23 protein-coding genes, 1 pseudogene and 1 riboswitch are annotated in these 26364 nt (G+C 72.3%); of the genes and pseudogenes, 17 read left to right on the top strand and 7 right to left on the bottom strand.

Translation table 11 applies throughout. The features are described from left to right. Window positions 1–60 precede the first annotated feature (60 nt). The 3 genes from AC07CM_RS33050 to AC07CM_RS33040 all read left to right on the top strand — a co-directional run bounded on the left by AC07CM_RS33050 (window position 61) and on the right by AC07CM_RS33040 (window position 3840). Window positions 61–1503: a GuaB1 family IMP dehydrogenase-related protein gene (locus AC07CM_RS33050; protein ID WP_478880150.1), complete on the top strand. Its 1443-nt coding sequence runs from the start codon at window positions 61–63 to the stop codon at window positions 1501–1503. A gap of 366 nt (window positions 1504–1869) precedes the next feature. After that, window positions 1870–3360 carry an amino acid permease gene (locus AC07CM_RS33045; protein ID WP_478880149.1) on the top strand — a complete coding sequence of 497 codons (1491 nt, stop codon included), beginning with the start codon at window positions 1870–1872 and terminating at the stop codon, window positions 3358–3360. Window positions 3361–3387: 27 nt separating this feature from the next. Beyond that, window positions 3388–3840 carry an Lrp/AsnC family transcriptional regulator gene (locus tag AC07CM_RS33040; RefSeq protein WP_478880148.1) on the top strand — a complete coding sequence of 151 codons (453 nt, stop codon included), beginning with the start codon at window positions 3388–3390 and terminating at the stop codon, window positions 3838–3840. 165 nt (window positions 3841–4005) lie between these two features. Here AC07CM_RS33040 and AC07CM_RS33035 read toward each other — a convergent pair whose 3' ends face one another. After that, a complete protein-coding gene (locus AC07CM_RS33035) occupies window positions 4006–4746 on the bottom strand; it encodes a GntR family transcriptional regulator (RefSeq protein WP_478880147.1) in 741 nt (246 codons plus the stop codon). A gap of 227 nt (window positions 4747–4973) precedes the next feature. On the opposite strand from AC07CM_RS33035, the gene AC07CM_RS33030 reads away from it, so the two are divergent. The 8 genes from AC07CM_RS33030 (at window position 4974) to AC07CM_RS32995 (ending at window position 13679) form a co-directional block, all read left to right on the top strand. Then, window positions 4974–6134: an ABC transporter substrate-binding protein gene (locus AC07CM_RS33030; protein WP_478880146.1), complete on the top strand. Its 1161-nt coding sequence runs from the start codon at window positions 4974–4976 to the stop codon at window positions 6132–6134. After that, the gene (locus tag AC07CM_RS33025; protein ID WP_478880145.1) at window positions 6131–7030 is read left to right on the top strand and encodes an ABC transporter permease; all 900 of its coding nucleotides are present in this window, start codon (window positions 6131–6133) and stop codon (window positions 7028–7030) included. The genes AC07CM_RS33030 and AC07CM_RS33025 overlap by 4 nt, the downstream gene beginning before the upstream one ends. Further along, window positions 7015–7833 carry an ABC transporter permease gene (locus AC07CM_RS33020; protein ID WP_478880144.1) on the top strand — a complete coding sequence of 273 codons (819 nt, stop codon included), beginning with the start codon at window positions 7015–7017 and terminating at the stop codon, window positions 7831–7833. Before AC07CM_RS33025 ends, AC07CM_RS33020 begins: the two co-directional genes overlap by 16 nt. Window positions 7834–7835: 2 nt before the next feature. Continuing rightward, on the top strand, window positions 7836–8912 hold the full coding sequence (locus AC07CM_RS33015; RefSeq protein WP_478880143.1) for an ABC transporter ATP-binding protein: 1077 nt from the start codon (window positions 7836–7838) through the stop codon (window positions 8910–8912). Window positions 8913–8926: 14 nt separating this feature from the next. After that, the gene (locus AC07CM_RS33010; RefSeq protein ID WP_478880142.1) at window positions 8927–10405 is read left to right on the top strand and encodes an HAD-IA family hydrolase; all 1479 of its coding nucleotides are present in this window, start codon (window positions 8927–8929) and stop codon (window positions 10403–10405) included. 113 nt (window positions 10406–10518) lie between these two features. Then, window positions 10519–12861 carry a sensor histidine kinase gene (locus tag AC07CM_RS33005; protein WP_478880141.1) on the top strand — a complete coding sequence of 781 codons (2343 nt, stop codon included), beginning with the start codon at window positions 10519–10521 and terminating at the stop codon, window positions 12859–12861. Continuing rightward, on the top strand, window positions 12851–13288 hold the full coding sequence (locus tag AC07CM_RS33000) for a roadblock/LC7 domain-containing protein (RefSeq protein ID WP_478880140.1): 438 nt from the start codon (window positions 12851–12853) through the stop codon (window positions 13286–13288). The genes AC07CM_RS33005 and AC07CM_RS33000 overlap by 11 nt, the downstream gene beginning before the upstream one ends. Before the next feature lie 7 nt (window positions 13289–13295). Beyond that, the gene (locus tag AC07CM_RS32995) at window positions 13296–13679 is read left to right on the top strand and encodes a DUF742 domain-containing protein (protein WP_478880139.1); all 384 of its coding nucleotides are present in this window, start codon (window positions 13296–13298) and stop codon (window positions 13677–13679) included. An 18-nt stretch (window positions 13680–13697) separates the two neighbouring features. Here AC07CM_RS32995 and AC07CM_RS32990 read toward each other — a convergent pair whose 3' ends face one another. Then, a complete protein-coding gene (locus AC07CM_RS32990) occupies window positions 13698–14243 on the bottom strand; it encodes a Repetin (protein ID WP_478880138.1) in 546 nt (181 codons plus the stop codon). 305 nt (window positions 14244–14548) lie between these two features. Here AC07CM_RS32990 and AC07CM_RS32985 point away from each other — a divergent pair, with 305 nt between their 5' ends. Further along, window positions 14549–15337 (top strand): carbon-nitrogen hydrolase family protein, encoded by a 789-nt coding sequence (locus tag AC07CM_RS32985; protein ID WP_478880137.1) that lies wholly within the window; start codon window positions 14549–14551, stop codon window positions 15335–15337. 52 nt (window positions 15338–15389) lie between these two features. Beyond that, window positions 15390–17102, top strand: coding sequence for a flavin monoamine oxidase family protein (locus tag AC07CM_RS32980; protein WP_478880136.1), 1713 nt, complete (start codon window positions 15390–15392; stop codon window positions 17100–17102). Window positions 17103–17135: 33 nt separating this feature from the next. Here AC07CM_RS32980 and AC07CM_RS32975 read toward each other — a convergent pair whose 3' ends face one another. Both AC07CM_RS32975 and AC07CM_RS32970 read right to left on the bottom strand, forming a co-directional pair. After that, entirely contained in the window at window positions 17136–18065 is a 930-nt protein-coding gene (locus tag AC07CM_RS32975; protein WP_478880135.1) for an LLM class F420-dependent oxidoreductase, read from the bottom strand. A 99-nt stretch (window positions 18066–18164) separates the two neighbouring features. Next, window positions 18165–18851 (bottom strand): DUF5995 family protein, encoded by a 687-nt coding sequence (locus AC07CM_RS32970; RefSeq protein ID WP_478880134.1) that lies wholly within the window; start codon window positions 18849–18851, stop codon window positions 18165–18167. A 151-nt stretch (window positions 18852–19002) separates the two neighbouring features. Here AC07CM_RS32970 and AC07CM_RS32965 point away from each other — a divergent pair. Continuing rightward, window positions 19003–19185, top strand: a pseudogene (locus AC07CM_RS32965) (glycoside hydrolase family 6 protein); the annotation flags it as partial. Here AC07CM_RS32965 and AC07CM_RS32960 read toward each other — a convergent pair. Continuing rightward, window positions 19167–20561, bottom strand: coding sequence for a uracil-xanthine permease family protein (locus tag AC07CM_RS32960; protein ID WP_478880133.1), 1395 nt, complete (start codon window positions 20559–20561; stop codon window positions 19167–19169). The pseudogene AC07CM_RS32965 and the gene AC07CM_RS32960 overlap by 19 nt on opposite strands. Before the next feature lie 132 nt (window positions 20562–20693). Here AC07CM_RS32960 and AC07CM_RS32955 point away from each other — a divergent pair, with 132 nt between their 5' ends. Together AC07CM_RS32955 and AC07CM_RS32950 are read left to right on the top strand one after the other, a co-directional pair. Beyond that, entirely contained in the window at window positions 20694–21950 is a 1257-nt protein-coding gene (locus AC07CM_RS32955) for an alginate lyase family protein (protein ID WP_478880132.1), read from the top strand. A gap of 99 nt (window positions 21951–22049) precedes the next feature. Next, window positions 22050–22508: an acyl-CoA thioesterase gene (locus AC07CM_RS32950; RefSeq protein WP_478880131.1), complete on the top strand. Its 459-nt coding sequence runs from the start codon at window positions 22050–22052 to the stop codon at window positions 22506–22508. Here AC07CM_RS32950 and AC07CM_RS32945 read toward each other — a convergent pair. Continuing rightward, window positions 22468–23682, bottom strand: a complete 1215-nt coding sequence (locus tag AC07CM_RS32945; protein ID WP_478880130.1) for an MFS transporter — start codon at window positions 23680–23682, stop codon at window positions 22468–22470. The two genes, AC07CM_RS32950 and AC07CM_RS32945, sit on opposite strands and share 41 nt — an antisense overlap. A gap of 120 nt (window positions 23683–23802) precedes the next feature. On the opposite strand from AC07CM_RS32945, the gene AC07CM_RS32940 reads away from it, so the two are divergent. Further along, a complete protein-coding gene (locus AC07CM_RS32940) occupies window positions 23803–25038 on the top strand; it encodes an ROK family transcriptional regulator (protein WP_478880129.1) in 1236 nt (411 codons plus the stop codon). A gap of 66 nt (window positions 25039–25104) precedes the next feature. Here the strand turns inward: AC07CM_RS32940 and AC07CM_RS32935 are convergent, their stop codons facing one another. Beyond that, window positions 25105–25848 (bottom strand): SDR family oxidoreductase, encoded by a 744-nt coding sequence (locus tag AC07CM_RS32935; RefSeq protein ID WP_478880128.1) that lies wholly within the window; start codon window positions 25846–25848, stop codon window positions 25105–25107. 305 nt (window positions 25849–26153) lie between these two features. Beyond that, window positions 26154–26284, top strand: a riboswitch (FMN riboswitch). Window positions 26285–26364 lie beyond the last annotated feature (80 nt).

The following is a 26364-nucleotide window of genomic DNA, read 5'->3' as shown; positions in this document are numbered from 1 at the left end:
CTCTTTTCCCCTGGCGCACCCGTCGGGGGGTCACCTCTGATCGACTGGGATGTGCAGCACGTGCGTTTCCTCAATGACATCCAGCCCGCGTACGACCTGACGTACGACGACGTGTTCATGGTGCCGAGCCGCTCCGCGGTGGGCTCGCGTCAGGGCGTGGACCTCAGCTCGCCGGACGGCACGGGCACCACCATCCCGCTCGTCGTCGCCAACATGACCGCCATCGCCGGCCGCCGCATGGCCGAGACGATGGCTCGCCGCGGCGGCCTGGTGGTCATCCCGCAGGACATCCCGATCGACGTGGTCACCGACGTCGTCTCCTGGGTCAAGAGCCGCCACCTGGTGCTGGACACCCCGATCGTGCTGGCCCCGCACCAGACCGTCGCCGACGCCCTCGCGCTGCTGCCCAAGCGGGCCCACAACGCCGGCGTGGTCGTCGACGAGGACCACCGCCCCGTCGGCGTGGTCACCGACGCGGACCTCAGCGGTGTCGACCGCTTCACCCAGCTCGAAGTGGTCATGTCCAAGGACCTGCTGCTGCTCGACGCGGACATCGACCCGCGCGAGGCCTTCAACACCCTGGACACGCACAACCGCCGCTACGCCCCCGCCGTGGACAAGGACGGCAAGCTCGCCGGCATCCTGACCCGCAAGGGCGCGCTCCGCGCCACGCTGTACACCCCGGCCGTGGACGCGCGGGGCAAGCTGCGCGTCGCCGCCGCCGTCGGCATCAACGGCGATGTGGCGGGCAAGGCCAAGCAACTGCTCGACGCGGGTGTGGACACGCTCGTCATCGACACCGCGCACGGCCACCAGGAGTCGATGATCAGCGCCATCAAGGTGGTGCGCGCGCTCGACCCGCGGGTGCCGATCGCCGCGGGCAACATCGTCTCCGCCGAGGGCGTGAAGGACCTGATCGACGCCGGTGCGGACATCATCAAGGTCGGTGTCGGCCCCGGCGCCATGTGTACCACCCGCATGATGACCGGCGTGGGCCGGCCGCAGTTCTCGGCCGTCCTGGAGTGCGCCGCCGAGGCGAGGAAGTACGGCAAGCACGTATGGGCCGACGGCGGTGTCCGTCACCCGCGCGACGTGGCCATGGCCCTCGCGGCCGGCGCGTCCAACGTGATGGTCGGCTCCTGGTTCGCGGGCACCTACGAGTCCCCGGGCGACCTCCAGCAGGACGCCAACGGCCGCCTCTACAAGGAGTCCTTCGGCATGGCGTCCGCGCGTGCCGTGGCCAACCGCACCTCGGACGAGTCGGGGTACGACCGGGCCCGCAAGGCGCTGTTCGAGGAGGGCATCTCCACCTCCCGCATGTTCCTCGACCCGGCCCGCCCGGGCGTCGAGGACCTGATCGACTCGATCATCGCGGGCGTCCGCTCCTCCTGCACCTACGCCGGCGCCGGTTCCCTCGAGGAGTTCGCCGAGAAGGCGATCGTCGGCATCCAGAGCGCCGCCGGCTACGCCGAGGGCAAGCCGCTGCACGCCAGCTGGAGCTGACCCTCAAGTCCCTTCCGCATAGCCCCCGTTGCTCCCGTTCCCGGGAACAACGGGGGCCGTCGGCGCACCCGGGCTTCCAGCGGGCGTGCGGCAGGGCCCGTGCGGCCGCCGTGCAACGCTCGACAGCCCGCGCGCAACGATTTGGCATTCCGGTCCGATGAACGCAATGATCATGCGGGGATGCGCAAGGTTGCTGCATTACGCCCGTTAAGCCCACCCCCGTAGGGTGCTGCGCTGTACGTGGCGTGGCGGGGACTCCGCTCGGCGGGTTCCTGCCCTCGCGGGCTTCCCCCGGTCCCCGCCCCGAGGGCCGGCGGCCATGCCGGACCCGACCCCATCCGACCGGCAGCGATAAGGAGCCAGCGCGTGCTCGATCAAGGCGCACCCCCGCACAACGAGAGAACGGCCGCCCCCGCGTCCCCGGGCGTCGCCGCGCGCCTCATGCGCCGCAAGCCCGTGGAACGCCTGGTCGCGGAGGGCGGCCAGGGTGAGGGAGGGCAGCTTCGGCGGTCCCTCGGGCTGTGGCAGCTGACCATGATCAGCATCGGTGCCACCCTCGGCACCGGCATCTTCGTCGTCCTCGGGGAGGCCGTCCCGAAGGCGGGCCCGGCCGTCACGCTGTCCTTCGTGATCGCCGGTCTCACCGCGCTGTTCTCGGCCCTTTCCTACGCCGAGCTGGCGGGCACCATCCCGGTCTCCGGGTCCTCGTACTCGTACGCATACGCAACCATGGGCGAACTGGTCGCCTGGGTCTGCGGCTGGTGTCTGCTGCTGGAGTACGGCGTCTCGGTCGCCGCCGTGGCCGTCGGCTGGGGCGAGTACCTGAACGAGCTGCTGGACGGCACCATCGGCGTCACCATCCCCGCCGCCCTGGCCAACCCGCCCGGCGTCGACGGCGGCGTCTTCAACCTGCCCGCCCTGATCGTCGTGCTCCTCGCGATGGCGTTCCTGATGGGCGGCGCCAAGGAGTCCGCGCGGGCCAACACCATCATGGTGTGCGTGAAGATCGCCGCGCTGGTGCTGTTCTGCGCCATCGGCTTCATGGGCTTCAAGTCCGGCAACTACTCCCACTTCATGCCGCTCGGCATGGCGGGTGTCAGCGCGGCCGGTGCCACGCTGTTCTTCTCCTACATCGGCTTCGACGCCGCCTCCACCGCCGGTGAGGAGGCCAAGGACGCCCAGCGCGACCTGCCCCGCGCCATCATGCTGTCCCTGGTCATCGTGACGGCCCTGTACGTTCTGGTCGCCGCCGTCGCGGTCGGCGCCAAGCCGTGGCGGAAGTTCAACGACTCCGAGGCGGCGCTCGCCCAGATCATGACGGACGTCACCGGGCAGAGCTTCTGGGGCACCCTGCTGGCCTTCTGTGCCGTCATCGCCATCGCGAGCGTGGTCCTGACCGTGCTCTACGGCCAGACCCGCATCCTCTTCGCCATGTCCCGCGACGGCCTGGTGCCCAAGATCTTCGCCAAGGTCCACCCGAAGACCGGCGCCCCGCGCGCCAACACGGTGATCGTCTCCCTGTTCTGCGGTGTCCTCGCCGCCGCGATCCCGCTGGGTCAGCTGGCCGACGCCACCAGCATCGGCACGCTGTTCGCCTTCGCTCTGGTCAACGTGGCCGTCGTGGTGCTGCGCCGGACCCGCCCGACCATGAAGCGCACCTTCCGCGTCCCGCTGTCGCCGGTGCTGCCGGCGCTGGGCTTCGCCTTCTGCGTGTGGATGATGGGCAGCCTGTCCACCGTCACCTGGGTCGTGTTCGGTGTCTGGATGGCCGTCGGGCTCGTGTTCTACTTCGTGTACGGCTATCGCCGTTCCCGTCTCGCGACCGCTGAGGACGTCGCGGTGGCGGCAGAGAAGTGACCGGACCGAAGAAGTGAACAACCCCCTGTGCTGAACGATCTCGACGAACGCATCGTGCACGCCCTCGCCGAGGACGCCCGCCGCTCCTACGCGGACATCGGGCAGCTCGTCGGTCTGTCCGCCCCCGCGGTCAAGCGGCGCGTGGACCGGCTGCGGGCCACCGGAGCCATCACCGGATTCACCGTCCGGGTGGACCCGGCCGCGCTCGGCTGGGAGACCGAGGGGTTCGTCGAGATCTACTGCCGGAGCAACACCTCGCCGGAGACCATCCAACAGGGTCTGGAGCGCTACCAGGAGGTCGTGGCCGCGTCGACCGTCACCGGTGACGCGGACGCGATCGTGCAGGTCTTCGCCTCCGACATGCGGCACTTCGAACGGGTCCTGGAGCGGATCGCCGGGGAGCCGTTCGTGGAGCGGACCAAGTCGGTGCTGGTGCTCTCGCCGTTGTTGCGGCGCTTCTCCTCCGGGGCGCCGGGGTAGGGGCGGTTCCGCCCCGGGGTGGATCGACCGTGGCCGGGTGGGGGTGCTCCGTGGCTGGTCGCCCGGCTCCCCGTGCCCCTGAGGATGCCGCGGTCCAGCGGGCCTGAAGGGGGCGCGGGGAACCGCCACGCACCCGCACCCAGCACCCGACAGTGCCCCCGAGCCCTACCCCGCCGTCTTGCGGGCCAGCGCGTTGTTCCCGATCGAGTTGTGCACGCTGAAGCTCACCGCGTCCGAGCGGTAGCGGTCGTCGGACCACTCCACCGGGCGCCCTTCGCGCGTCGTGGTCACCCGGCGCACCCGCAGCAGGGGACTCGTGCGGCGGACACCCAGCAGCTCGGCGTCCTGCGCGCCCGCCGCGACCGCGTCGATGACGTGCTCCCCGTAGGCGAAGACCAGGCCCGTGTCGTCGTAGAGGCGTTGGGTCACCGAGGGGCAGTCGGGCTCGATCGCCTCGACCGCCGTGGCGATCCAGTCCGCGTACACCGTCCGCTCCAGCAGCACCGGCTCGCCGTCCAGACCGCGTATCCGCAGGACGTGCAACACGCGTGTCCCGGAGGTCAGTTGGAGGCGCACGGCGTCCTCCTGCGTGGCCGCTCGGTACTCCTGCGCCACCACGTGCCCGGTGGCCTCGCGGCCCATGGCCCGCGCCCACTGGGCGAAGCTGCGCAACTCCTCGAAGGTCTGGCTGCGGCGGCTGGCGAGCACCACACGCCGGGCGCCCTGGCGGGAGCCGATCAGACCCTCGGAGGTGAGGGCGGCGACGGCCTGGCGGACCGTGCCGCGCGAGACGCCGTAGTGCGCCGCGAGCTCCGACTCCGAGGGCAGCCGGCTGCCGACCGTGTACTCCTCGCGGTCGATCGCGCGCCGCAGTTCGTCGGCGATCTCCTCGTGTCGCGCGGTCATGCTTCCCCTCTGCGTAGGTCGCTGTGCACAGCGTGACCAGCCTAATCGAGACCTGAGTGTGATCTGCAGCGGTCTGGATTGTGCAGACAACAAGCGTTCAAAGTTTCGCATCGGTTTACGGACAGGACACCTGCGGCGGGCGTACTGTGAGCCAACTTGTTCAGACAAGTTCTCCGCAGTTCCGCAAACGCACCGCCTCAACCCTCGTGCGCACCCCTGGAGAGACCGTGACCGTGTCCCTGCCGAGAAACGCCGTCCTCGGCGGCTCCCTCGCCGTCGTCGCCGCGCTCGCGCTGAGCGCCTGTGGCGCCGCCCCCGACAACGCGTCCACCACCACGAAGGACGGCAAGAACGCCGCCACCGCCACCTCGGCCGCCGACTTCGGCGGTCTCGACGCCCTGGTCAAGGCGGCGAAGAAGGAGGGCACGCTGCACATCATCGCGGTGCCCCGCGACTGGGCCAACTACGGCGCGATCATCGACGGCTTCAAGAAGAAGTACGGCATCAAGATCGAGGACGAGAGCCCCGACGGCTCCAGCCAGGACGAGATCAACGCCGTCACCTCCAGGAAGGGCCAGGACCGCGCGCCGGACGTCCTCGACCTGGGCAGCTCCTTCGCGCTCAGCGCCGCCCAGCAGGGCCTGCTCGCGCCCTACAAGGTGGCCTCCTACGCCGACATCCCCGAGGGCCAGAAGGACCCGCAGGCCCGCTGGTACAACGACTACGGCGGCTACATCTCCATCGGCTGCGACGCCAAGCGCGTGAAGTCCTGCCCGACCAGCTTCAAGGACCTCCTCAAGCCGCAGTACAAGGGCCAGGTCGCCCTCAACGGCAACCCCACCAAGTCCGGTTCCGCCTTCGGCGGCGTCTACGCGGCCGCGCTCGCGAACGGCGGCTCGTTCGACGACATCCAGCCCGGCCTCGACTTCTTCGCCAAGCTGAAGAAGAACGGCAACTACACGCCCGTCGAGTCCACCCCGGCGACCGTCGAGAAGGGCGAGACGCCGATCTCCATCGACTGGGACTACCTGAACGCCGGGTACGCCGACGAGTTCAAGTCCAAGGGCGTCGACTGGAAGGTCGCGATCCCGGGCGACGGCCAGTACGCCCAGTACTACTCCCAGGCCATCAACAAGGGCGCTGCGCACCCGGCGGCCGCCCGCCTCTGGCAGGAGTACCTGTACAGCGCCGAGGGCCAGAACCTGTGGCTCAAGGGCTACGCCCGCCCGGCCCTGATGACCGCGATGGACAAGGCCGGCACCCTCGACAAGACTGCCGCCGCCAAGCTCCCGAAGGTCACCGGCACGCCGTCCTTCCCGACCGAGGCCCAGCAGAGCAAGGCCAAGACGGCCCTCGCTCAGGGCTGGGGCAAGGCCGTCTCCGGATGACCGCCGCCCTCACGCGTGCGGACGTGGCGCCCGTCGCTTCGGCGAAGCGGCGGCGCCGCGCCCCCGGCTGGCTCGCGGTACTGCCGCTGCTGGTGTTCACGGCGATCGCCTTCGGGCTGCCCGCCCTCGCCATCCTGGACGGCGCCTTCACGGTCAAGAACCCGACGACCGGCGCCACTTCGTACACCGGTGGGAACCTGACCACCTCGCTGCAGGGCCCGTACCTCACCGCGCTCGTCGGCAGCGTCAAGCTCTCGGCCGTCTCCGCGGCGCTCGGCGCCCTGCTCGGACTGCCGCTCGCACAGGCCGTGGTCAGCTCCCGCTCCCGCGCGCTGCGCGAGGCCGTGCTGACCGCCTCCGGCGTGCTCGCCAACTTCGGCGGGGTCCCGCTGGCCTTCGCCTTCGTCGCCACCCTCGGCAACGCCGGCGTGCTGACCCTGCACCTGGGTCTGAAGGACCACGGCTGGGACCTCTACAGCTTCTGGGGCCTGGTCCTGGTCTACCTGTACTTCCTGATCCCGCTGATGGTCCTCACCATCACCCCGGCCCTGGACGGCCTGCGCGTGCAGTGGCGGGAGGCCGCGCTCAACAACGGCGCCACCGGTGTGCAGTACTGGCGGCACGTGGCCCTGCCCGTCCTCGCGCCCTCCCTGCTCGGCGGGCTCGTGCTCCTGTTCGGCAGCGCCTTCGCCGCCTACGCCACCGCCGCCGCGATGGTCGGCAGCGCGGTACCGCTGGTCACCCTCCAGATCGCCGACGCCCTGTCCGGCAACGTGCTGGTCGGCCAGGAGAACGTCGCCCTCGCCCTCAGCCTCGACATGGTGCTGGTGGCGGGCCTGGTGATGGCCGTGTACCTGCCCCTGCAACGACGGAGCGCCCGATGGCTCGACGCCTGACCCCCTGGCGCTGGGCCGTCCTCGGCCTGGCCGCGCTGTACTTCCTGGTGCCGCTGGCCGCGTCCGTGGTCTTCACCGTCGACGTGCCCGGCCACGGTGTCACCCTCGACGCCTACACCCGGATCCTGTCCGCCGACGGCTTCGTCTCCAGCCTGCTGCTCTCGCTGGAGCTGGCCGTGGCCACCATCGTGGTCGTCCTGCTGCTGATGGTGCCCGCCGTGGTCGCGCTGCGGCTCGGCGCGCCCCGGTTGCGGCCGGTGGTGGAGGTGGTGTGCTCGCTGCCGCTGGTGGTGCCGCCGATCGCGTTCGTCGCGGGCATGGTGAGCGTGCTGAAGTGGGGGCCGGACCACCTGTCCCGGACCCCGTTGTTCCAGACGTTCGTGGCGATCCAGAACCCGAGCTTCCCGGTCGTGCTGGTCCTCGCCTACGTCGTCATGGCACTGCCGTTCGTCTACCGCGCCCTGGACGCGGGCCTGCGCGCCATCGACGTGCGCACCCTCGTCGAGGCCGCCCGCAGCTGCGGCGCCTCCTGGCCGCAGGCCCTGGTGCGGGCCGTGCTGCCGAACCTGCGCGGGGCGCTGCTGAACGCGGCCTTCCTCACGCTGGCCCTGGTGCTCGGCGAGTTCACCGTCGCCCAGCTGCTCGGCTACCAGCCCTTCGCCGTGTGGATCTACAACGTCGGCGGCTCGCAGGCCCAGATGTCCGTCGCCGTGTCCGTGCTCAGCCTGCTCGTCACGTGGGCCCTGCTCCTCGCGCTCGCCGGCGCCGGCGGACGTACCCGAACCGCTTCCTCCCGGGGATGAACATGACCGTCACCACGCTTGAGAAGGCCACCGCAGAGAAGGCCGCCACTGTCGAATTCCGGGGACTGAGAAGGGAGTTCGGGGCCACCGTCGCCCTCGACGGGCTCGACCTGACCGTCCGCCCGGGGGAGTTCCTGGCCCTGCTCGGCCCGTCCGGCTGCGGCAAGACCACCGCGCTGCGCATGCTCGCCGGGTTCGAACACCCGGACTCCGGCGCGGTGCTGGTGGACGGCGAGGACGTCACCCACGTCCCGGCCCACCGCCGCGACGCCGGGATGGTCTTCCAGTCGTACAGCCTCTTCCCGCACCTGAACGCCGTGGACAACGTGGCCTTCGGGCTGCGCATGCGCAAGGTGCGCACGGCCGAACGGCGGTCCCGCGCGGCCGAGTTGCTGGAACTGGTCGGCCTCGGCGACAAGGGTGAGCGGTACCCGCACCAGCTCTCCGGCGGTCAGCAGCAGCGCATCGCGCTCGCCCGCGCCCTCGCCCTGCGCCCACGCGTGCTGCTGCTCGACGAGCCGCTGTCCGCACTCGACGCCAAGGTGCGCCTGACCCTGCGCGAGGAGATCCGCAGACTCCAGCAGGAACTCGGCATCACCACCCTCTTCGTCACCCACGACCAGGAGGAGGCCCTGTCGGTCGCCGACCGGGTCGCCGTCATGCGCGCCGGCCGGCTCGAGCAGTGCGCCGAGCCCGCCGAGCTGTACGGCCGCCCTGCCACCGCCTTCGTCGCCGAGTTCGTCGGCACGATGAGCCGGATCCCGGGGGAGCTGAAGGACGGAACGGTCGAGGTGCTCGGGCAGCGGCTGCCCGCCGAGGGGGAGGCGCCGAACGGCGAGGTGGACGTACTCGTGCGGCCCGAGGCGGTCAGCGTGCGGGCCGACGAGCAGGGCGACGCCCGGGTCGTCGCCACCGCCTTCCTGGGCGCCGTCGTCCGGGTCACCGTGCGGCTCGCCGACGGCACCGAGGTCAAGGCCGACCTGCCCGTCCACGAGGCCGCCGGACTCGGCGCCGGAACGGCCGCCGAGGTGTCGCTGCCCGAGCGGCCGGTGCTGGTGGCCGAACGCATCCAGAAGTGAGGAACGACGACAACGTGACCCCCCACACCCCCGTACTCCCGCCCCACGCCGTGCTGTTCGACATGGACGGCACACTCGTCGACACCGAGCGACTGTGGTGGGAGGCGGTCGAGCAGATCGCCGGACGGCCGCTGACCGAGGCCGACCAGCCGGAGGTGCTCGGCCGGCCCGTCGAGCACACCGCCGCGTGGCTCGCCGCCGCCACCGGCCGCGACGGCACCGAGCTCGCGGCCGAGCTGCACCGGGAGTTCGCCGCCCGCGTCCGCACCGGGATCGTGCCCCGCCCCGGCGCGCCGGCCCTGCTGGACGCGCTGGCCGCCGCCGGCGTCCCCACCGCCCTGGTCACCGCGTCCCCGCGTGCGGTCGCCGACGTGGTGCTGGACGCCCTCGGCGCCGGACGGTTCGCGGTCTCCGTCACCGCCGACGACACCGCCCGCACCAAGCCGGCCCCCGACCCCTACCTCGCCGCCTGCCGGGCCCTCGGTGTCGATCCCGCCGCCTGTGTGGCCGTCGAGGACACCGAGACCGGTGTGGCCTCCGCCGAGGCCGCCGGGTGTGCCGTCCTCGCCGTGCCGTCCCTCGCGCCGATCGGCGCGGCACCCGGACGGACCGTGCGCGACAGCCTCGTCGGCGTCACCCCGGAGGAGCTGCGGCGGATGGTGACGCCCGAACTGCGCGTGATGAGCTGGAACCTGTGGCTCGGCGGCGACAGGATCGACGACCATCGCGCCAAGCAGCTCAAGGTGATTCTGGAGAGCGGCGCGGACGTCGTCGGGCTCCAGGAGACCGCCGGCACCGCCGCGCGGGAACTGGCGGACGCGCTCGGCTGGCACCATCACCGGGCCGGGGAGAACCTCGGCGTCATCAGCCGCCACCCGATCACCGCACGCTTCGGCGATCCCGAGGTCGGCTTCTACGGCGCCGCCGGCGTCCGGATCCAGGTCGCGCCCGGCCACGAGGTGGACGTGTGGACGGCGCATCTGCACTACACGCCGTACGGCCCCTACGAGTCCGCCTTCGACGGGCTCGACGCGCCGGAGCTGATCGCCCACGAGGACGTACGGCTCGGGCAGATGCGGGACGCCCTGCGGCGGATCGCCGAGTCGGCGCCCGGAGGCGTCCCGGTCGTCCTCGTCGGCGACTTCAACTGTCCCTCCCACCTGGACTGGCCGGACGTGGAGTGGCCGGTCACGAAGGCCGCCGAGGAGGCGGGCTTCGCCGACTCCTTCCGCGAGGCCCACCCCGACCCGGCGGCCGAGCCCGGACACACCTGGTCCCCGATCCACCCCGTCCACGAGGACGGCAGCGGGCGGCCCGAACCGCAGGACCGGATCGACTACGTCCTGCACCGGGGCCTGACCGTTCGGGACGCGCGGACCCTGGTCACCGGCACCCCGCGCCCGTGGCCCGACGTGGCGGGCAACGACTGGCCCTCGGACCACGCGGCGGTCGTGACGACTTTCGGGCTGCCCGTGAAGGCGGCGTCCGGGTAGGCGACGCCCCGGAAGTGACCCCGGGTTACCGCAGGTCACCATTGCGGTAACAGGTGACGATCCCGTAGGTTGTGCCGAACTTTCTACTGACTGGTAACACCGGCAGGTATCCCATGCGCTGGCCCGTCGGCCGTCCCACCACCGTCCGCGCCCGGATCGTGGCGCTCGCCCTCGCCCCGGCCGTCGCCCTGATGGCCCTGTGGAGCTTCGCCATGGTGTCGGTCACGGCCGAACTGCGCGCGCTGATCAGGCTCCAGGGGGTGTACGAGGACTTCGGCACCCCCGTGGACACCGCGATCGGGCAGATCCAGATCGAGCGCCGGATGTCCGCCGCCTACCTGGGCGCCCGCCTCGACACGGCCGCCGCCGGCCACCTGCTCGAACAACAGCGCCGCACCGACCGGGCCGTCGACGCCATGCGGCAGGCGGTCCGGGGCGGGGACGGCGGCCGGCTCACGGACCGGCAGCGGCAGGCCCTGGACGCCGTGGTCGCGGCCACCGGGAAGCTGGACGGCCTGCGCGACCGCGTGCTGTCGCGGGACATCACCTGGGACCGGGCGGTCGACGAGTACAGCGCGCTGGTCGAGCCCGGCTTCGACGTGCAGTCCACCCTCACCGCGCTCCAGGCCGGGCAGCTCGCCCGCGAGGCCCAGGTCGTCATCGAGCTGGTGCGGGTACGGGAGTTCGTGTCCCGCGAGGACGCCCTGGTCGCCGGGGCGCGGGCGGCCGGAACCCTGACCGACCGGCAGTACGACACCCTGACCGCGACCATCGAGGACCGGCGCGTCTTCGAGCGCACGTACGTGCCGGACCTGCCCGCCGACTCGCGCGGGCTGTTCGAGGAGTTCCAGCGCGGGAACCTGCACCGCTCGCTGGTGCGGGGCGAGGACGCGCTGCTGCGGGCCGGCGCCGGGCGGGCCGGGGAGGCCGTCGCGGCGGACACCTGGCGGTCCACCACCGACCGGGCCGTCAAGCGCTACATGCAGCTGTGCACCCGCTCCGCCGAGAACTCCGCGGCGCGCGGTCGTGCCTTCGCCTACCACGAGCTGACCAAGGCCGCCGTCGTCGGTGCGGTCGGGCTGGCCGCCGTCGCGCTGTCCCTGTGGCTCGCGGTGCGCGGCGCGCGGCGCATCTCGCGCAGGCTGGAGACCCTGCGGGACGCCGCCGACGTGCTCAGCACCCGGCAACTACCGGACGTCATGCGGAGGTTGAGCGCCGGTGCGGAGGTGGACGCACTCGCCGAGGCGCCGCCGCTCGCCGCCGACGAGGTCAGGGACGACGAGATCGGACAGGTCGGCCGGTCCTTCAACACCGCGCGGCTCGCCGCCGTCGAGGCCGCCGTCAGGCAGGCCATGCTGCGCCGGGGCCTGTTCGCGGTGCTGCTCAACATCGCGCGCCGCAACCAGGCCCTGGTGCACCGGCAGCTGAAGCTCGTCGACACGCTGGAACGGCGCACCGACGACCCGGAGGTGCTGCGCCAGCTGTTCCGCATCGACCACCTGACGACCCGCATGCGCCGGCACGCGGAGAGCCTGATCATCCTCTCCGGCGCGGCCCCCGGCCGCCGCTGGCGCAGGCCGGTGCCGGTCGCGGACGTCGTCGCCTCCGCGGTGAGCGAGATCGAGGACTACACCCGCGTGGTGGTCCCGCCGATGCCCGAGGTCGGCGTCGCGGCGGACGCGGTCGCCGACGTCGCGCATCTCCTCGCCGAGCTGCTGGAGAACGCCACGGTGTTCTCGCCGCCGCACACCCAGGTCACGCTGCGCCCGGGGCGGGTGGGAAGCGGCTTCGTCCTGGAGATCGACGACCGAGGCCTCGGCCTCGACGCCGAGCAGCGCGCACAGGCCCACCGCACCCTCACCGACCCCGACGCCTTCGACCCCACCCGGCACGACCGGCTCGGCCTGTACGTCGTCGGCCGCCTCGCCGCCCGGCACGGCGTCGAGGTGAGCCTGCGGGACTCGCCGTACGGGGGGACGACCGCGGTGGTGCTGCTGCCCGAAGGGGTGCTGGCCGAGGTGGAGCCGGCGGGGGCGCCGGCCGCCGCGGCCGACGGGCGGGAGCCGGCCGCGGAGCCGCCGAGGCCGGTCGAGGCGGCGGCGCCGGTGCTGGAACTGCCCACCCGGAGGCGGTCCACACCCCCTCCGGCCACCGCACCCGGGCCTTCCCCGCGGGACACCGCCGCGCACTCCCGAACCGAGACCACTCCCGCCCTGCCCACCCGCACCCGCCAGGCCGCCCTCGTCCACGAGCTGCGCGACGATCCGCCACCCCGTGCCGCCGCCCCCGGGCGCGAGATCGACCCCGACGAGATGCGGGCGATCTTCGGCGCCTTCCAGCGCGGCCTGGACCGCGGCCGCAAGGGCCTGCCCGCAGAAGCCGGCGACCCGACCGCCGCGCCCGACGACGCGACCACCCGAGCCGACGAAGGGACGGACACCGACGATGCACGGTGACGACCAGAACCCCGAGAACCCCGCAGCGCCCGCCGGGGCGCCCGGCACGGACCTCGGCTGGCTGCTCGACGACCTCGTGGCCCGCACCGAACACGTCCGCCAGGCCGTGCTGCTCACCGCCGACGGCCTCCCGCTGAGCAGCTCCGACGGCATGCGCCGGCGGGACATCGAGCACCTGGCCGCCGTCTGCTCCGGGTTCCACGGACTGGCCCGCTCGGCGGGGGAGCGGTTCGCGGCGGGAGAGGTGCGGCAGACCATGGTCATGCTGGAGGACGCCTACCTCTTCATCACCCCGGCCGGGCACGGCAGCCGACTCGCCGTGCTCAGCGAGGCACGCACCGACGTCGGACAGCTCGCCCACGAGATGGCCCTGCTCGTCCGCCGCCTCGGCCGCCACCTGGACGCCGCCACCCGCTCGACCTCCTGACCCCGCGGTGAGCGACGAGCACTGGTACGAGGACGAGACCGGGTCGATGGTGCGCCCCTACACCGTGACCCGGGGCCGTACCCGCCCCTCGGAACGGCACCCCATCGACCTGATGTCCCCGGTCACCGCGCTGGAGCCGGACGGCGGGGCCGAACCGGCCCTCGACCATGCCCGCGTCCGTCTGCTCGAACTGGTCCGCCGCGGCCCGCGGCCCGCCGTCGAGCTGGCGGCCGACGCCGACCTGCCGCTGACCGTCCTGCGCGTCCTGCTCGGCGACCTGGCCGAGGCCGGACTGGTCCGCATCGACGAGCCCCGCCGCCTCGCGGTCGCGGGCCCGGCAGCCGACCCCGAGCTGCTGCGGGAGATCATGCGGCGGCTGAAGGAGCTGTAGCCGCCGGGCAGGCAGGGCTCACAGCGCCGGCCGCCAGGGCACGACCGTGAAGTCGCCGGTGCCCTGCCTCACCTTCTCGAAGGGCGCCGACGACACGCACGGGGGCAGGTCCTTGGTGTCCGTGGGGCTGCCGACCCCGGCCCAGCTGTAGCCCAGCCGGTCGTGCCGGCCGAGGTCGTGGACCGTGACGCCGACCCGCCTGCCCTTCGCTCCCGGCAGGTCCGAGGCCGTGATCACACCGGAGACGACGGCGACCTTCCCGCCGGTGACCAGGCAGTCCACCTCGGCCTTGGCCCAGGCGCCCTTGCCGTGCAGGTAGTGGCTCCACTCGAAGGTCCCGGTGGCCTTCAGCGGGTCGGTGTCGTCCTTCAGATGCGCGTCGAAGGAGAAGGTGATGTCGTCCCCGGCCGACCGGTACAGCTTGGCCGTGCCGGTGAGCGCGGCTGCCTCGCGCTGGGGGTGCCGGGCCCCGGCCCCCGATGCCATCGCCGCGCCCGCCGTCCCGGCGGTGATCAGCAGGGCGGTGGCCAGAGTGACGGCGGCGATCTTCGTGCGACGCTCCATGACGGTCCTTTCCGCAGGTCAAGCGCGTGAACTGAACGCACACCACTCTTCCGGCGCCGCGCCTTCGGCACATCCCCCCGCAGACGTCGTCCCGCCTCCGCCGTCCGGCGGGGACCTCCAGCCGTGACCTGCGTCCCAGGGAGGAGCGGAACCGCCGGCGAGGCCGCGCAACGAATCGCCGTCCGACCCCCGACCCACGCAACGATCAGCGCACCGGCGCGCAACGGCTCCTTCTTGTCCTGCCGAGCGCGCCGACCGTACCTTCTAAGCAATCCCCGAATCGTCCCTTTCCGGTGAGGACCCGCATGCGCACCGCCCTGCTCCAGAGCTCCGGCCGTCCCGGCTCCGTCGCCGAGAACCTCAAGGTCCTCGACGCGGCCGCGGGCCGCGCCGCCGCCGCGGGGGCCGCGCTGCTGGCCGCGCCGGAGATGTTCCTGACCGGGTACGCGATCGGCGACGACATCGCCCGCCTCGCCGAGCCCGCCGACGGCGACTCCGCCGACGCGATCGCCGAGACCGCCACCCGGCACGGTATCGCGATCACCTACGGCTACCCGGAGCGCGACGGCGAGACCGTGTACAACTCCGCCCAGCTGATCTCCGCCGACGGCACCCGGCTCGCGAACTACCGCAAGACCCACCTCTTCGGCTGCGCCGAGCGCGACCACTTCACCCCGGGCGAGCAGTCGCTCGTCCAGGCCCGGCTGGGCGGCCTGACCGTCGGCATCATGATCTGCTACGACGTCGAGTTCCCGGAGAACGCGCGCGCCCACGCCCTGGCCGGCACCGACCTGCTCGTCGTGCCGACGGCGAACATGCACCCGTTCCAGTTCGTCGCCGAGTCCATGGTGCCGGTGCGCGCCTGGGAGAACCAGATGTACGTCGCGTACGTCAACCGGGTCGGTCCGGAGGGCGAGTTCGAGTTCTTCGGACTCTCCGCCCTCGCCGGACCCGACGGCATCGCCCGCACCCGTGCCGGCCGCGGCGAGGAGCTGGTGATCGCCGATGTCGACCCGGCCTTCCTGGCCGCCTCCCGCGAGGCGAACCCGTACCTGAAGGACCGCCGCCCCGGTCTGTACGGGTCCCTGGTCTGACCCCCCTCAACGCCTTCCCCCGAACCACCCCCGCGCAAGGAGTCCGTACCCCATGACGTCCACGGTGCCCAACGCCGTCGAGCACGCAGACGAGCAGCAGCCGCCGATCACCATGTTCGGCCCGGACTTCCCGTACGCATACGACGACTTCCTCGCCCACCCGGCGGGTCTCGGCCAGATACCGGCGACCGAGCACGGCACCGAGGTCGCGGTCATCGGGGGCGGTCTGTCCGGCATCGTGGCCGCCTACGAGCTGATGAAGATGGGCCTCAAGCCCGTCGTCTACGAGGCCGACCAGCTCGGCGGCCGGCTGCGCACCGTCGGCTTCGAGGGCTGCGACGACGAGCTCAACTGCGAGCTGGGCGCGATGCGCTTCCCGCCGTCCTCCACCGCCCTGCAGCACTACATCGACATGGTCGGTCTGGAGACCAGGTCCTTCCCGAACCCGCTCGCCGAGGCCACCCCCTCCACCGTGGTCGACCTCAAGGGCGAGTCGCACTACGCCGAGACGATCGACGACCTGCCCCAGGTGTACCGGGACGTCGCCGACGCCTGGAACAAGTGCCTGGAAGAGGGCGCCGACTTCTCCGACATGAACCGCGCGATGCGCGAGCGGGACGTCCCGCGCATCCGAGAGATCTGGGCGAAGCTCGTCGAGAAGCTCGACAACCAGACCTTCTACGGCTTCCTCTGCGACTCCGAGGCCTTCAAGTCCTTCCGGCACCGCGAGATCTTCGGCCAGGTCGGCTTCGGCACCGGCGGCTGGGACACCGACTTCCCGAACTCCATCCTGGAGATCCTGCGCGTCGTCTACACCGAGGCCGACGACCACCACCGCGGCATCGTCGGCGGCTCCCAGCAGCTGCCGCTGCGCCTGTGGGAGCGCGAGCCGGAGAAGATCGTCCACTGGCCGTACGGCACCTCGCTGAAGACCCTGCACGTGGACGGCGAGCCCAAGCCTGCCGTGACCCGGCTGCACCGCACCGCGGGCAACCAGATCACCGTGACGGACGCGAACGGCGACATCCGCACCTTCCAGGCGGCCGTCTTCACCGCCCAGTCCTGGATGCTGCTGTCCAAGATCGCCTGCGACGACTCGCTGTTCCCGATCGACCACTGGACGGCGATCGAGCGCACCCACTACATGGAGTCCTCGAAGCTCTTCGTCCCGGTCGACCGGCCTTTCTGGCTGGACAAGGCCGTCGACGACAGGGGAAACCCGACGGGCCGGGACGTCATGTCGATGACGCTCACCGACCGCATGACCCGCGGCACCTACCTGCTGGACGACGGCCCGGACAAGCCGGCCGTGATCTGCCTGTCCTACACCTGGTGCGACGACAGCCTGAAGTGGCTGCCGCTGTCCGCGAACGAGCGGATGGAGGTCATGCTGAAGTCACTCGGCGAGATCTACCCGAAGGTCGACATCCGGAAGCACATCATCGGCAACCCGGTGACCGTCTCCTGGGAGAACGAGCCCTACTTCATGGGCGCGTTCAAGGCCAACCTGCCGGGCCACTACCGCTACCAGCGGCGCCTGTTCACGCACTTCATGCAGGACCGGCTGCCCGAGGACAAGCGGGGCATCTTCCTCGCCGGCGACGACATCTCCTGGACGGCCGGCTGGGCCGAGGGCGCGATCCAGACCGCGCTGAACGCGGTCTGGGGCGTCATGCACCACCTCGGCGGCGCGACCGACCCGGCCAACCCCGGCCCGGGCGACCGCTACGACGAGATCGCGCCGGTGGAGCTTCCCGAGGACTGACCGGGACAGGGACCGAGGCGCGGGCGGCCGGCCTCAGACTCCGGCCGCCCGCGCCTTCTCGTAGACCTCCGCGGCGACGTCCTTGAGTTCCTGGGCGTCGCGCACAGTGGTCTGCAGGTCGACCAGGATCTCGTCCAGGCCCAGTTCCGCGTGCCTGACCAGGTCCTCGACGATCTGTTCGGCGCTGCCCTGGAACGGCCGGCGGTCGTCGCCGTCGTACGGCTTGGCCGAGTACACCGCGTTCGTGCGCAGGACGGTCTGGATCGACTGCTGGCGGCCCCGCTCGGCGGCCAGGTCCTGCAGCTCGGCCCACTGGGCGGCGATCTGCTCGACGCCCATGCCCACGGGCAGCCAGCCGTCGGCGTGGTCGACCAGGCGCCGCTGCGCCCGCTTGCCGCTCGCGGCCAGCAGGATCGGGATCGGGCGGGCGGGCTTGGGGCCGACCGCGGCCGAGGCGATCCGGGTGACCCGGCCGTCGTGCACCACGGGGTCCGGGCCCCACACCGCCCGGCACACGTCGATCAGCTCGTCCAGTACCCGGCCGCGCTCCTCGAAGGGGCGTACGCCCGCCGCCGCGTACTCGTCGTGGGACCAGCCGGTGCCGAAACCGGCGAGCACCCGCCCCCCGCTCGCCGCGTCCAGCGTGGCGAGGGCCTTGGCGAGCTGGAAGGGCACGTGCAGCGGCGCCACCAGCACGCTGGAGCCCAGCCGGACGCGTTCGGTGACGGCGGCCGCGAGGGTGAGGGTGACCAGCGGCTCGGCGACCCCGCGGTAGCTGTCGGGCCAGGGCAGCCCCTCGATGCCGTAGAGGCCCTGGGTGGCGGGCTCCGGGAAGAGGGCGCGCTCGTACACCCACAGACTGTCGTATCCGATGGTCTCGGCCGTGCGTGCCACGTCGGGCACGTCCCTGCCGAGGTCGTACTGCCGATTCTGCGGGAGGCCGAGTCCGAGCCGAGTAGCCATGTGCCGTGAAACTCCTTCGCGATCGGTTGCCGGTTCAACGTACAGAGATCGCGGCGGAGTGCCGGCAGGCCCGGCGGAGTTTGGCCTGAACGGCCCGGTTCAGTCGCCGCACGGCGTGAGCAGCATGCGGCCCGCGAAGCCGACCGCTGCGTCCAGGCGCTCGGTGAACTCCTCGGCGACGTCCTCGCAGTGCCGCAGCGCCCACAGCGCACGCGCGGCCGCCCACGTCGCGTCCCGGGCCCGCTCCAGGCTCCAGGAGCCCAGCAGATGGGTGACCGGGTCGGCGATCTGCAGCAGGTCGGGGCCCGGCATCAGATCCTCGCGGATGCGCTCCTCCAGCGAGGCGAGGAGATCGCCCACACGGTCGAACTCGTCCTCCAGCTCGGCCGGTTCGCAGCCGAGCGTACGACAGGCGTCCACCACGGCGAGCGCCAGATCGTGGCCGATGTGCGCGTTGATGCCCGCCAGCGCGAACTGCAGCGGCCGTACGCCGGGATGGCGGCGGAACTGGAACAGGGGCCGCCAGCAGGCCGGCGGGCGGCGGCCCCGGTCCACCGCGTCGACCGCCGTCAGATACCGCTCCGCGAACCGCACGTCCAGCGCCGTCGCCGCCCGCCGGTCCCGGAACCCCCCGGCGTCCAGGCACTGGTCGACCTCCTCGGTGACGGCCAGGTAGACGCGGTTGAACACGGCGACCCCGTCCCGTTCGGGCAGTTCCGCGTCGAGGGCGCGCATCCGGGCGAGCACGGTGTCGACGGGCGTGGTGAAGTGTTCCAACTGCGCCATGGGGGAAGGGTCCCAGCCCTGGGCTGCCCCGCGTGCCGACCGGTCCGTCGCTTCGCCGGAACGGGGGAACGCCGGGCGGTGGGCAAGAGGGGGGAGCAGCACGGTGTCAGGCTTACGTGCCCGGCGCCTGGCCGAGCGCAGGCGTGCCGTCGCCCCGCCCGACGGCCGGTGGTGCGACCCGGCGGGGCGGAGGATCGGCCGGGCGCCGACCCTGACCACGGGCGAGGCCCGGATCGACGCCTACCTGTGGGTGAAGCTGCCGGGGGAGTCCGACGGCTGCCGGGGCGCGGCCGGGACGTTCACTCCGGCGTACGCCTACGAGCCGGCGCGCTGACCCTCTCCCTCGTCGTAGGTGGAGGTGCCCTCGTCCAGCAGCGGCTCCTGCGGCTTGAGATGGGCCGGCGCGAAGGCGCCCAGGGCGTGGTAGCCGGTGATGACGACCAGGGTGCCGAGCGCGATGCCGCTCAGGGTGAAGTGCTCGCCGAACTTCATGGAGACGTTGCCGACGCCGATGATGATGCCCGCGGCGGCCGGAACCAGGTTCAGCGGGTTGCGCAGGTCGACCCTGGCGCTGGTCCAGATCTGGGCGCCGAGCAGGCCGATCATGCCGTAGAGGATGACGGTGATGCCGCCGAGCACCCCGCCCGGGATCGCGGCCACGACGGCGCCGAACTTCGGGCAGACGCCGAAGAGCAGCGCGAAGCAGGCGGCGGCCCAGTAGGCGGCCGTCGAGTAGACGCGCGTCGCGGCCATCACGCCGATGTTCTCGGAGTACGTGGTGTTGGGCGGACCGCCGACCGCGGTGGACAGCACGGAGGCGACGCCGTCGGCCGAGATCGCCGTACCGAGCTGGTCGTCCAGGTGGGTGCGGGTCATCTCGCCGACCGCCTTGACGTGCCCGGCGTTCTCCGCGACGAGCGCGATGACGACGGGCAGCGCCACCAGGATCGCCGACCACTGGAAGGACGGTCCGTGGAAGGAGGGCAGCCCGATCCACTCGGCCTTCGAGACGCCGGAGAGGTCCAGACGCCAGTGGTCGGTGACCTTGCCGCTGGGGCTCAGGGAGTGGATCTGCCCGAAGATGCGGTCGAACGCCCAGGAGATGCCGTAGCCGAAGACCAGACCGAGGAAGATCGCGATGCGGGACCAGAATCCACGCAGACAGACGACGGCCAGACCGGTGAAGAGCATCACCAGCAAGGCCGTCCACTGGTCCTGCGGCCAGTAGGTGGAGGCGGTCACCGGGGCCAGGTTGAAGCCGATCAGCATGACGACCGCGCCCGTGACGATCGGCGGCATGACCGCGTGGATGATCCGCGCCCCGAACCGCTGCACCGCGAGACCCACCAGGAACAGCACGACACCGACCACGAGGACCGCGCCGGTCACGGTGGCGCTCGTACCGCCCTGCGCGCGGATGACGGCGGTCACGCCCACGAACGACAGCGAGCAGCCCAGATAGCTGGGCACCCGGCCGCGGGTGGCGAGCAGGAAGATCATGGTCGCCACACCCGACATCATGATCGCCAGGTTGGGGTCCAGGCCCATGAGCACCGGGGCCACGAAGGAGGCCCCGAACATCGCCACGACGTGCTGGGCGCCCAGGCCCACCGTGCGCGGCCAGGACAGCCGTTCGTCGGGGCGTACCACCGCTCCGGGCGCGGGCGTGCGCCCGTCACCGTGCAGTTTCCAGCGCACGCCGAGGTCCATGGTGGGGTTTCGCTTTCTCTGTACGTGAAGACGGTCCGAACCATTGTCACGGGTACCTGGCCGCTCTACGCTCACACGGTCCTACTCATGAACTACGTTCACATACTTGACTCGCGATGATCGGAGTACCCGATGAGTGGAAGATCCCGTGCGGCCATGCTGCTGGCCGCGGTGGTGAGCTTCTCGGCCGTGCTCGTCCCCTCCGCCCACGCCGCGCCCAAGGTCCCCCGGACGGCCGTCCTCGACGGCACCCGCCTCCAGGAGGCCCGGGGCCGTCTGCACCGCGACCCCGAACTCCGGCGTGCGGTGGAGGACTTGACCACCCGGGCGGACGCCTGGCTGGACCGGGGCCCCTGGACGGTGGTCGACAAGCCGAAGCCCGCCCCCGGGGGTGACGTCCACGAGTACCTCAGTCAGGCGCCCTACTGGTGGCCCACCACGACCCCCACCGCCGACAACCCCTGGGGCTGCCCGTACGTCCAGCGTGACGGCCAACGCAATCCCGAGGTCGACAGCGGCACGGACCGGCAGGACGCCGAGAAGGTCTTCGACTCGACCTACGACCTCTCGCTCGCCTGGTACTACACCGGAAAGCGGAGCTACGCCGAGAAGGCCGGGCAGATCCTGCGCACCTGGTTCCTCGACCCGGCCACCCGGATGAATCCCGACCTGGACCACGCGCAGTTCATCCCGTGCAAGTACGACGGCCGGGCGATCGGCATCATCGACTTCTCGCAGTCGTACACGAGCGTGCTCGACGCCCAGGCGATCCTCGCCGCCGGCGCCCCCGGCTGGAGTGCCGAGGACCGCACGGCGATGGGCAGGTGGAACGCCGACTTCCTCGGCTGGCTGAAGAACAGCGACTTCGGCAGGCAGGAGGGAGCGGCCGCCAACAACCACGGCACCTTCTACGACATGCAGCTCGCCGCCCTCGCCTACGCCACGGGCGACACGGCCCTCGCCCGGCGGACCGTGCTCGACGCGCGGAGCAGACGGATCGCCCCGCAGATCGCGGCCGACGGCAGCCAGCCGCAGGAGCTCGCCCGCACGCGCAGCTGGCACTACTCGACCTTCGACCTGGTCGCCTACACCCGGCTCGCGGCCATCGGCAGACATGTCGGCGTGAACCTGTGGGCCTATCGGGGGCCGGACGGCCAGAGCCTGTTCAGGGCGGTGGACTACCTGCTGCCGGCCGCGACCGGCAGCGCCGCGTGGCCGCATCCCGAGCTGGAGTTCCATCGCTATGCCGCGAGCGACGTCGTGCACGCGGCGGCGGACGCGGGCGACCCGGCGGCCAAGGCGGCCGTGCCGAGCCTCCAGACGCCCCCCGGCGGTGACCTGTGGGCGCTGCGGCCCGCCTCCGAGCAGCTGGACTCGATTGCGGGCTGAGAGGCCCTGACCAGGGGGCTTCCCGACCGGGGCTCCTGAGCGGTCGCTTAGTATGGGGTGTCCCCACCGCCCCGTACCCGTCGTTCAGGAGCCCCTCCCGTGACCGCCGAAGCCCCGACCGCCCCCGCCGTCTCCTACGGCCGGCTGATCCCCGTCACCGTCCACTTCGACGACCTGGATGCGCTCGGGCTGCTCCACAACGCCCGCTACCCGCTGCTGGTGGAGCGCGCCTGGACGGAGCTGTGGAACGAGCACGGAGTCCGCTTCGACGGCGACTGGCAGGCGGCCGGCGACGCCTGCAACGCGGTCAGGGAACTGCGCATCGGCTACGAGGCACCGGTCACCAGCCCCGGCACCTACGCCGTCCACCTGTGGCTGGAGCGGCTCGGCACCACCGGCCTCACCTACGGCTTCCGCCTCTGCTCGGCCGACGGGACGCGGACCTACGCGCAGGGCACCCGGGTGCTGGTCCGGCTGGACGCGACCACGCTGCGCCCCGCGCCGTGGAGCGACGCCTTCAGGGCCGCGGGTCGGGAACTGCTGCGGCCTGCGGACTGACCCGGGTCCGGCCGCCGCGCTCGGCGGTGCGCAGCACGCCCGCGAACACGGCGAGCCCGCACGCCAGCACGGTCACCACGCAGAACGACACCATCAGGCTCGTCGCCTGGGCCACCCCGCCGATCAGGCCGGGCGCGATCAGCCCCGAGGTGTAGGTGATGGTCGCGACGCCCGCGATGGCCTGACTGGGGTTGGGGCCCGCGTGCCCGGCCGCCGCGAAGCACAGCGGCACGACCACCGCGATGCCGAGCCCCATCAGCGCGAACCCGGTCATCGCCACCGCCGGGTGCCCCGCGAGGACGATCAGCAGGCCGCCCAGACCGGCCAGTACACCGCCGGCCCGGACGGTGCGGACCGCGCCGAAGCGGTTCACCACGGCGTCACCGGCGATCCGGGCCACCGCCATGGTCAGCATGAAACCGGTCGTCGACGCGGCGGCCAGACCGGCCGAGGTGTCCAGCCGGTCCCGCAGGAACACCGCCGACCAGTCCAGGCTCGCGCCCTCCGCGAACACCGCGCAGAAGCCGACGGCGCCGATCAGCAGGGCCGAGCGGGGCGGCAGCGCGAACCGCGGCGGCGGCTCCTCGTCCTCGGCGGGCTGCACGTCCAGCACCCAGGAGCAGGCCGGCACGCCGAGCAGGGTGAGGGCGGCGGCGGCGAGCGCGAAGTGCAGGCGCGCGTCCGAGCCCAGGTGCGCGGCGAGCGTGCCCGCGGCCGAGCCGATGAGCGCGCCCGCGCTCCACATGCCGTGCAGGCCGGACATGATCGACTTGCCGAGCAGCCGCTCCACCTCGACACCCAGCGCGTTCATCGCCACGTCGGCCATGCCCGCGGTCGCGCCGTAGGCGAACATCGCCAGGCACAGCGTGTACAGGTTCGGCGCGAGGGACGGCAGGACCAGGGACAGCGTCCACAGCGCGATCAGCCCCCGCAGGGCCGTACGGCTGCCGAAACGGTGACTGATCCGGCCCGCCAGCGGCATCGCGCACGAGGCGCCGAACGCCGTGAACGCCAGCGCGAACCCGAGCTGCCCCGCGCTCAGCGAGGCGTGGTCCTGGATCCACGGCACGCGGGTCGCGAAGGACCCGGTCACCGCGCCGTGCACGGCGAACACCGCCGCCACGGCGTAGCGGGCGCGCCGGACTTCCTCGGGCGTGCAGGCCACGTCACCCATGTTTCCAACCCTCCCCGGGGAGTCCCCACCGCGCCCCCGCTGTCCCGCCGTAAACTATCAGGGACCCTGCCTGATAGATAGGCGGTTTCGCGGCGGCCCGCGTCTGGGAGGATGCCCGTCATGCCCGCATCACCGAGCACCGCCCGGGCCCTCAACGACCGGCTCGCCCTGCGGCTGCTGCAGCAGGAAGGCCCGCTGACGGCGGGGCAGTTGAAGCAGCTGACCGGACTGTCCCGGCCCACGGTCGCGGACCTCGTCGAACGGCTCACCGCCTCCGGCCTGATCACGGTCGTCGGGGAGTCCGGCGAGCTGCGCCGGGGCCCGAACGCCCGGCTGTACGGCATCGTCGCCGACCGCGCCCAGCTGGCCGCGCTGGACGTCCGTACCGAGGGCGTCCTCGTGCTGGTGTCCGACCTCGTGGGCCGGGTGCTGGCCGAGGCGTCCGTGCCGATCGGCGGGGACACCGGGACCGGGCCCGCCGTGGAGCGGGCGGTGGCGGCGGTGGAGCGCACCGTGAAGGAGGCCGGCGCCGACCGGCTGCACACGGTCGGCATCGGGGCACCCGGTCTCATCGACCCCGCCACCGGCGACCTCCGCGACTCCGGCGGGCTGCCCGCCTGGCACCGGCGGCTGGCCGCGGCCCTGCAGGAACGGCTGCCCGAGGCCCGGGTGACGGTGGAGAACGAGACCAACCTGGCCGCCCTGGCCGAGCAGCGCGAGGGCGCCGCGCACGACCGGGACACCTTCGTGCTGCTGTGGCTGGGCCACGGCGTCGGCGCGGCGGTCGTCCTGGACGGCGCCCTGCGCCGCGGCGCCTCCGGCGGCACGGGCGAGATCGGCTTCCTGCCGGTCCCGGGGACGACCTCGCTGCCCTCGGCGAAGGACTGCGACGGAGGCTTCCACTCGCTGACCGGCGCGGCCGCGATCGGGGCCCTGGCAAGGGAGTTCGGCCTGCCGGCGGAGGGCGCGATGGACGGCCCGGGGGCCGCCGGGGTGGTGCGGCGGGCGGTGGCGCGGGTGGCTGCCGCCCCCGGTGCGGGAACGGGGCCCGCCGCCGGAGCCGACCCCGCCGACCGCTTCCTGGACGCCCTCGCCGACCGGATCGCCGTCGGCGCCGCCTCCGTGGTCGCCATCCTCGACCCCGGCTGTGTGGTCCTCGGGGGAGAGGTCGGCCAGGCCGGGGGAGAGGTGCTCGCCGCGCGCGTGGAGGAGCGGATCCGCCGTATGTCACCGCTGTCCACCGAGGTACGGGCCGGCAGCCTCGGCGGAGCCGCCGTCCTGCGCGGAGCCCTGCTGACGGCCAGGGACAGGGCGCAGGACGAGCTGTTCGCACCGGCCGAGCGCCAGGTGCACTGACCCGCGAGGTCGCTCATGCGGGTGATGGGCGACCGGCCGCCGAGTGCGGTGCGACCGCGAGGCCCGTCAGCTCCCGAACCGCCTCTCCAGGTACTCCTCGAAGCTGCCCTTGCCCACCGCCTGCTCCGGTGCCAGGTGGCCGCCCGCGCGAAAGGCGCGGTACGTCTTCCCGGGCAGGGGCATGCCGACCACCGCCCGGCGCCGTCCCGTCGCCCGGAGGTAGGCGCGGGCCAGAGAGTCGAACGACCGCACCTCCGGACCGCCCATGTCCGGCACCCGTCCGGCCGGCGCCGCGACGGCCAACTCGGCCAGGCGGTCGGCCACTTCGGCCACCTCCACCGGCTGGTCCGGCACTCCGGCCGGCAGCAGCGCCACGGGCGGCCCGGTCAGGTTCTGGAGCAGTGTCACCAGCAGGTCGTGGAACTGTGTGGCCCGCAGCACGGTCCAGCGGAGCCCCGACTCCTCGATCCGCCGCTCCACCGCGAGCTTGGTCCGGTAGTAGCCGAGCGGCACCCGGTCGACGCCCACGATGGAGATGTACACCAGATGCCCCACCCCGGCCCGCCGCGCCGCCGTGATCAGGTTCTCCGCGGCCCGCTCGTCCCCGCCCCGGGGACTGCTCGCGCAGTGCACGACGGTCTCCACGCCCGCGAGTGCCGTCTCCAGTGCGGCCCCGCCCTCGCGCAGGTCGACCGCGTACGGCCGGCTGTGCCGGCTGAGCACCCGCACCTCGTGCCCGTCCGCCCGCAGCCGCTCGGTGACGAGCCGTCCGAGCGTGCCGGTTCCGCCGGTCACCAGGATCGTGGTCATGCTGTTTCCGTCCCTCCGGACACCGGGGCACCCCCGGTCGGAATGCCCTTCGTCAAGAGAGACCGAACAGCCTCCGGAAATGTGACATCGTCCGGCGAACGCCTCGCTGACGACCCGGCGGCGGGCAAGGGCCGTCGTCACCGCCACCGGGCCCGCCCGCACACTAAGAGGACTAGACCAGTGAGGTCAATGGTCCGGACTAATTGACCGTCAGGGAAGTCCAGTGATCCGGGCTGTGAGCCAACCCACACCATTCACCCGCATGGAGCAGTGCCGGCCGTGGCACACTGGCCCTGTACCAGAAGCAGCGCACTCCGGGGTCGGTGAAAGTCCGAACCGGCGGTTACAGTCCGCGACCCGGTCGCTTCCAGCGGCCGGTTGACCAGGTGAAATTCCTGGACCGACGGTTAAAGTCCGGATGGGAGGCAGTGCGCGGCGGGCGGGCATGTTCGTGTGCGCGCCGCCGTATCTGGGCTCGTCCGTGTGTGGACGGGTCCTCTTCGGCGTCGGCTGAGC

It is taken from the genome of Streptomyces sp. NPDC044061 (genome assembly GCF_056434305.1).
The sequence above is the reverse complement of the archived record's forward strand: the minus strand, read 5'-3'. Positions and strand labels throughout refer to the sequence as shown.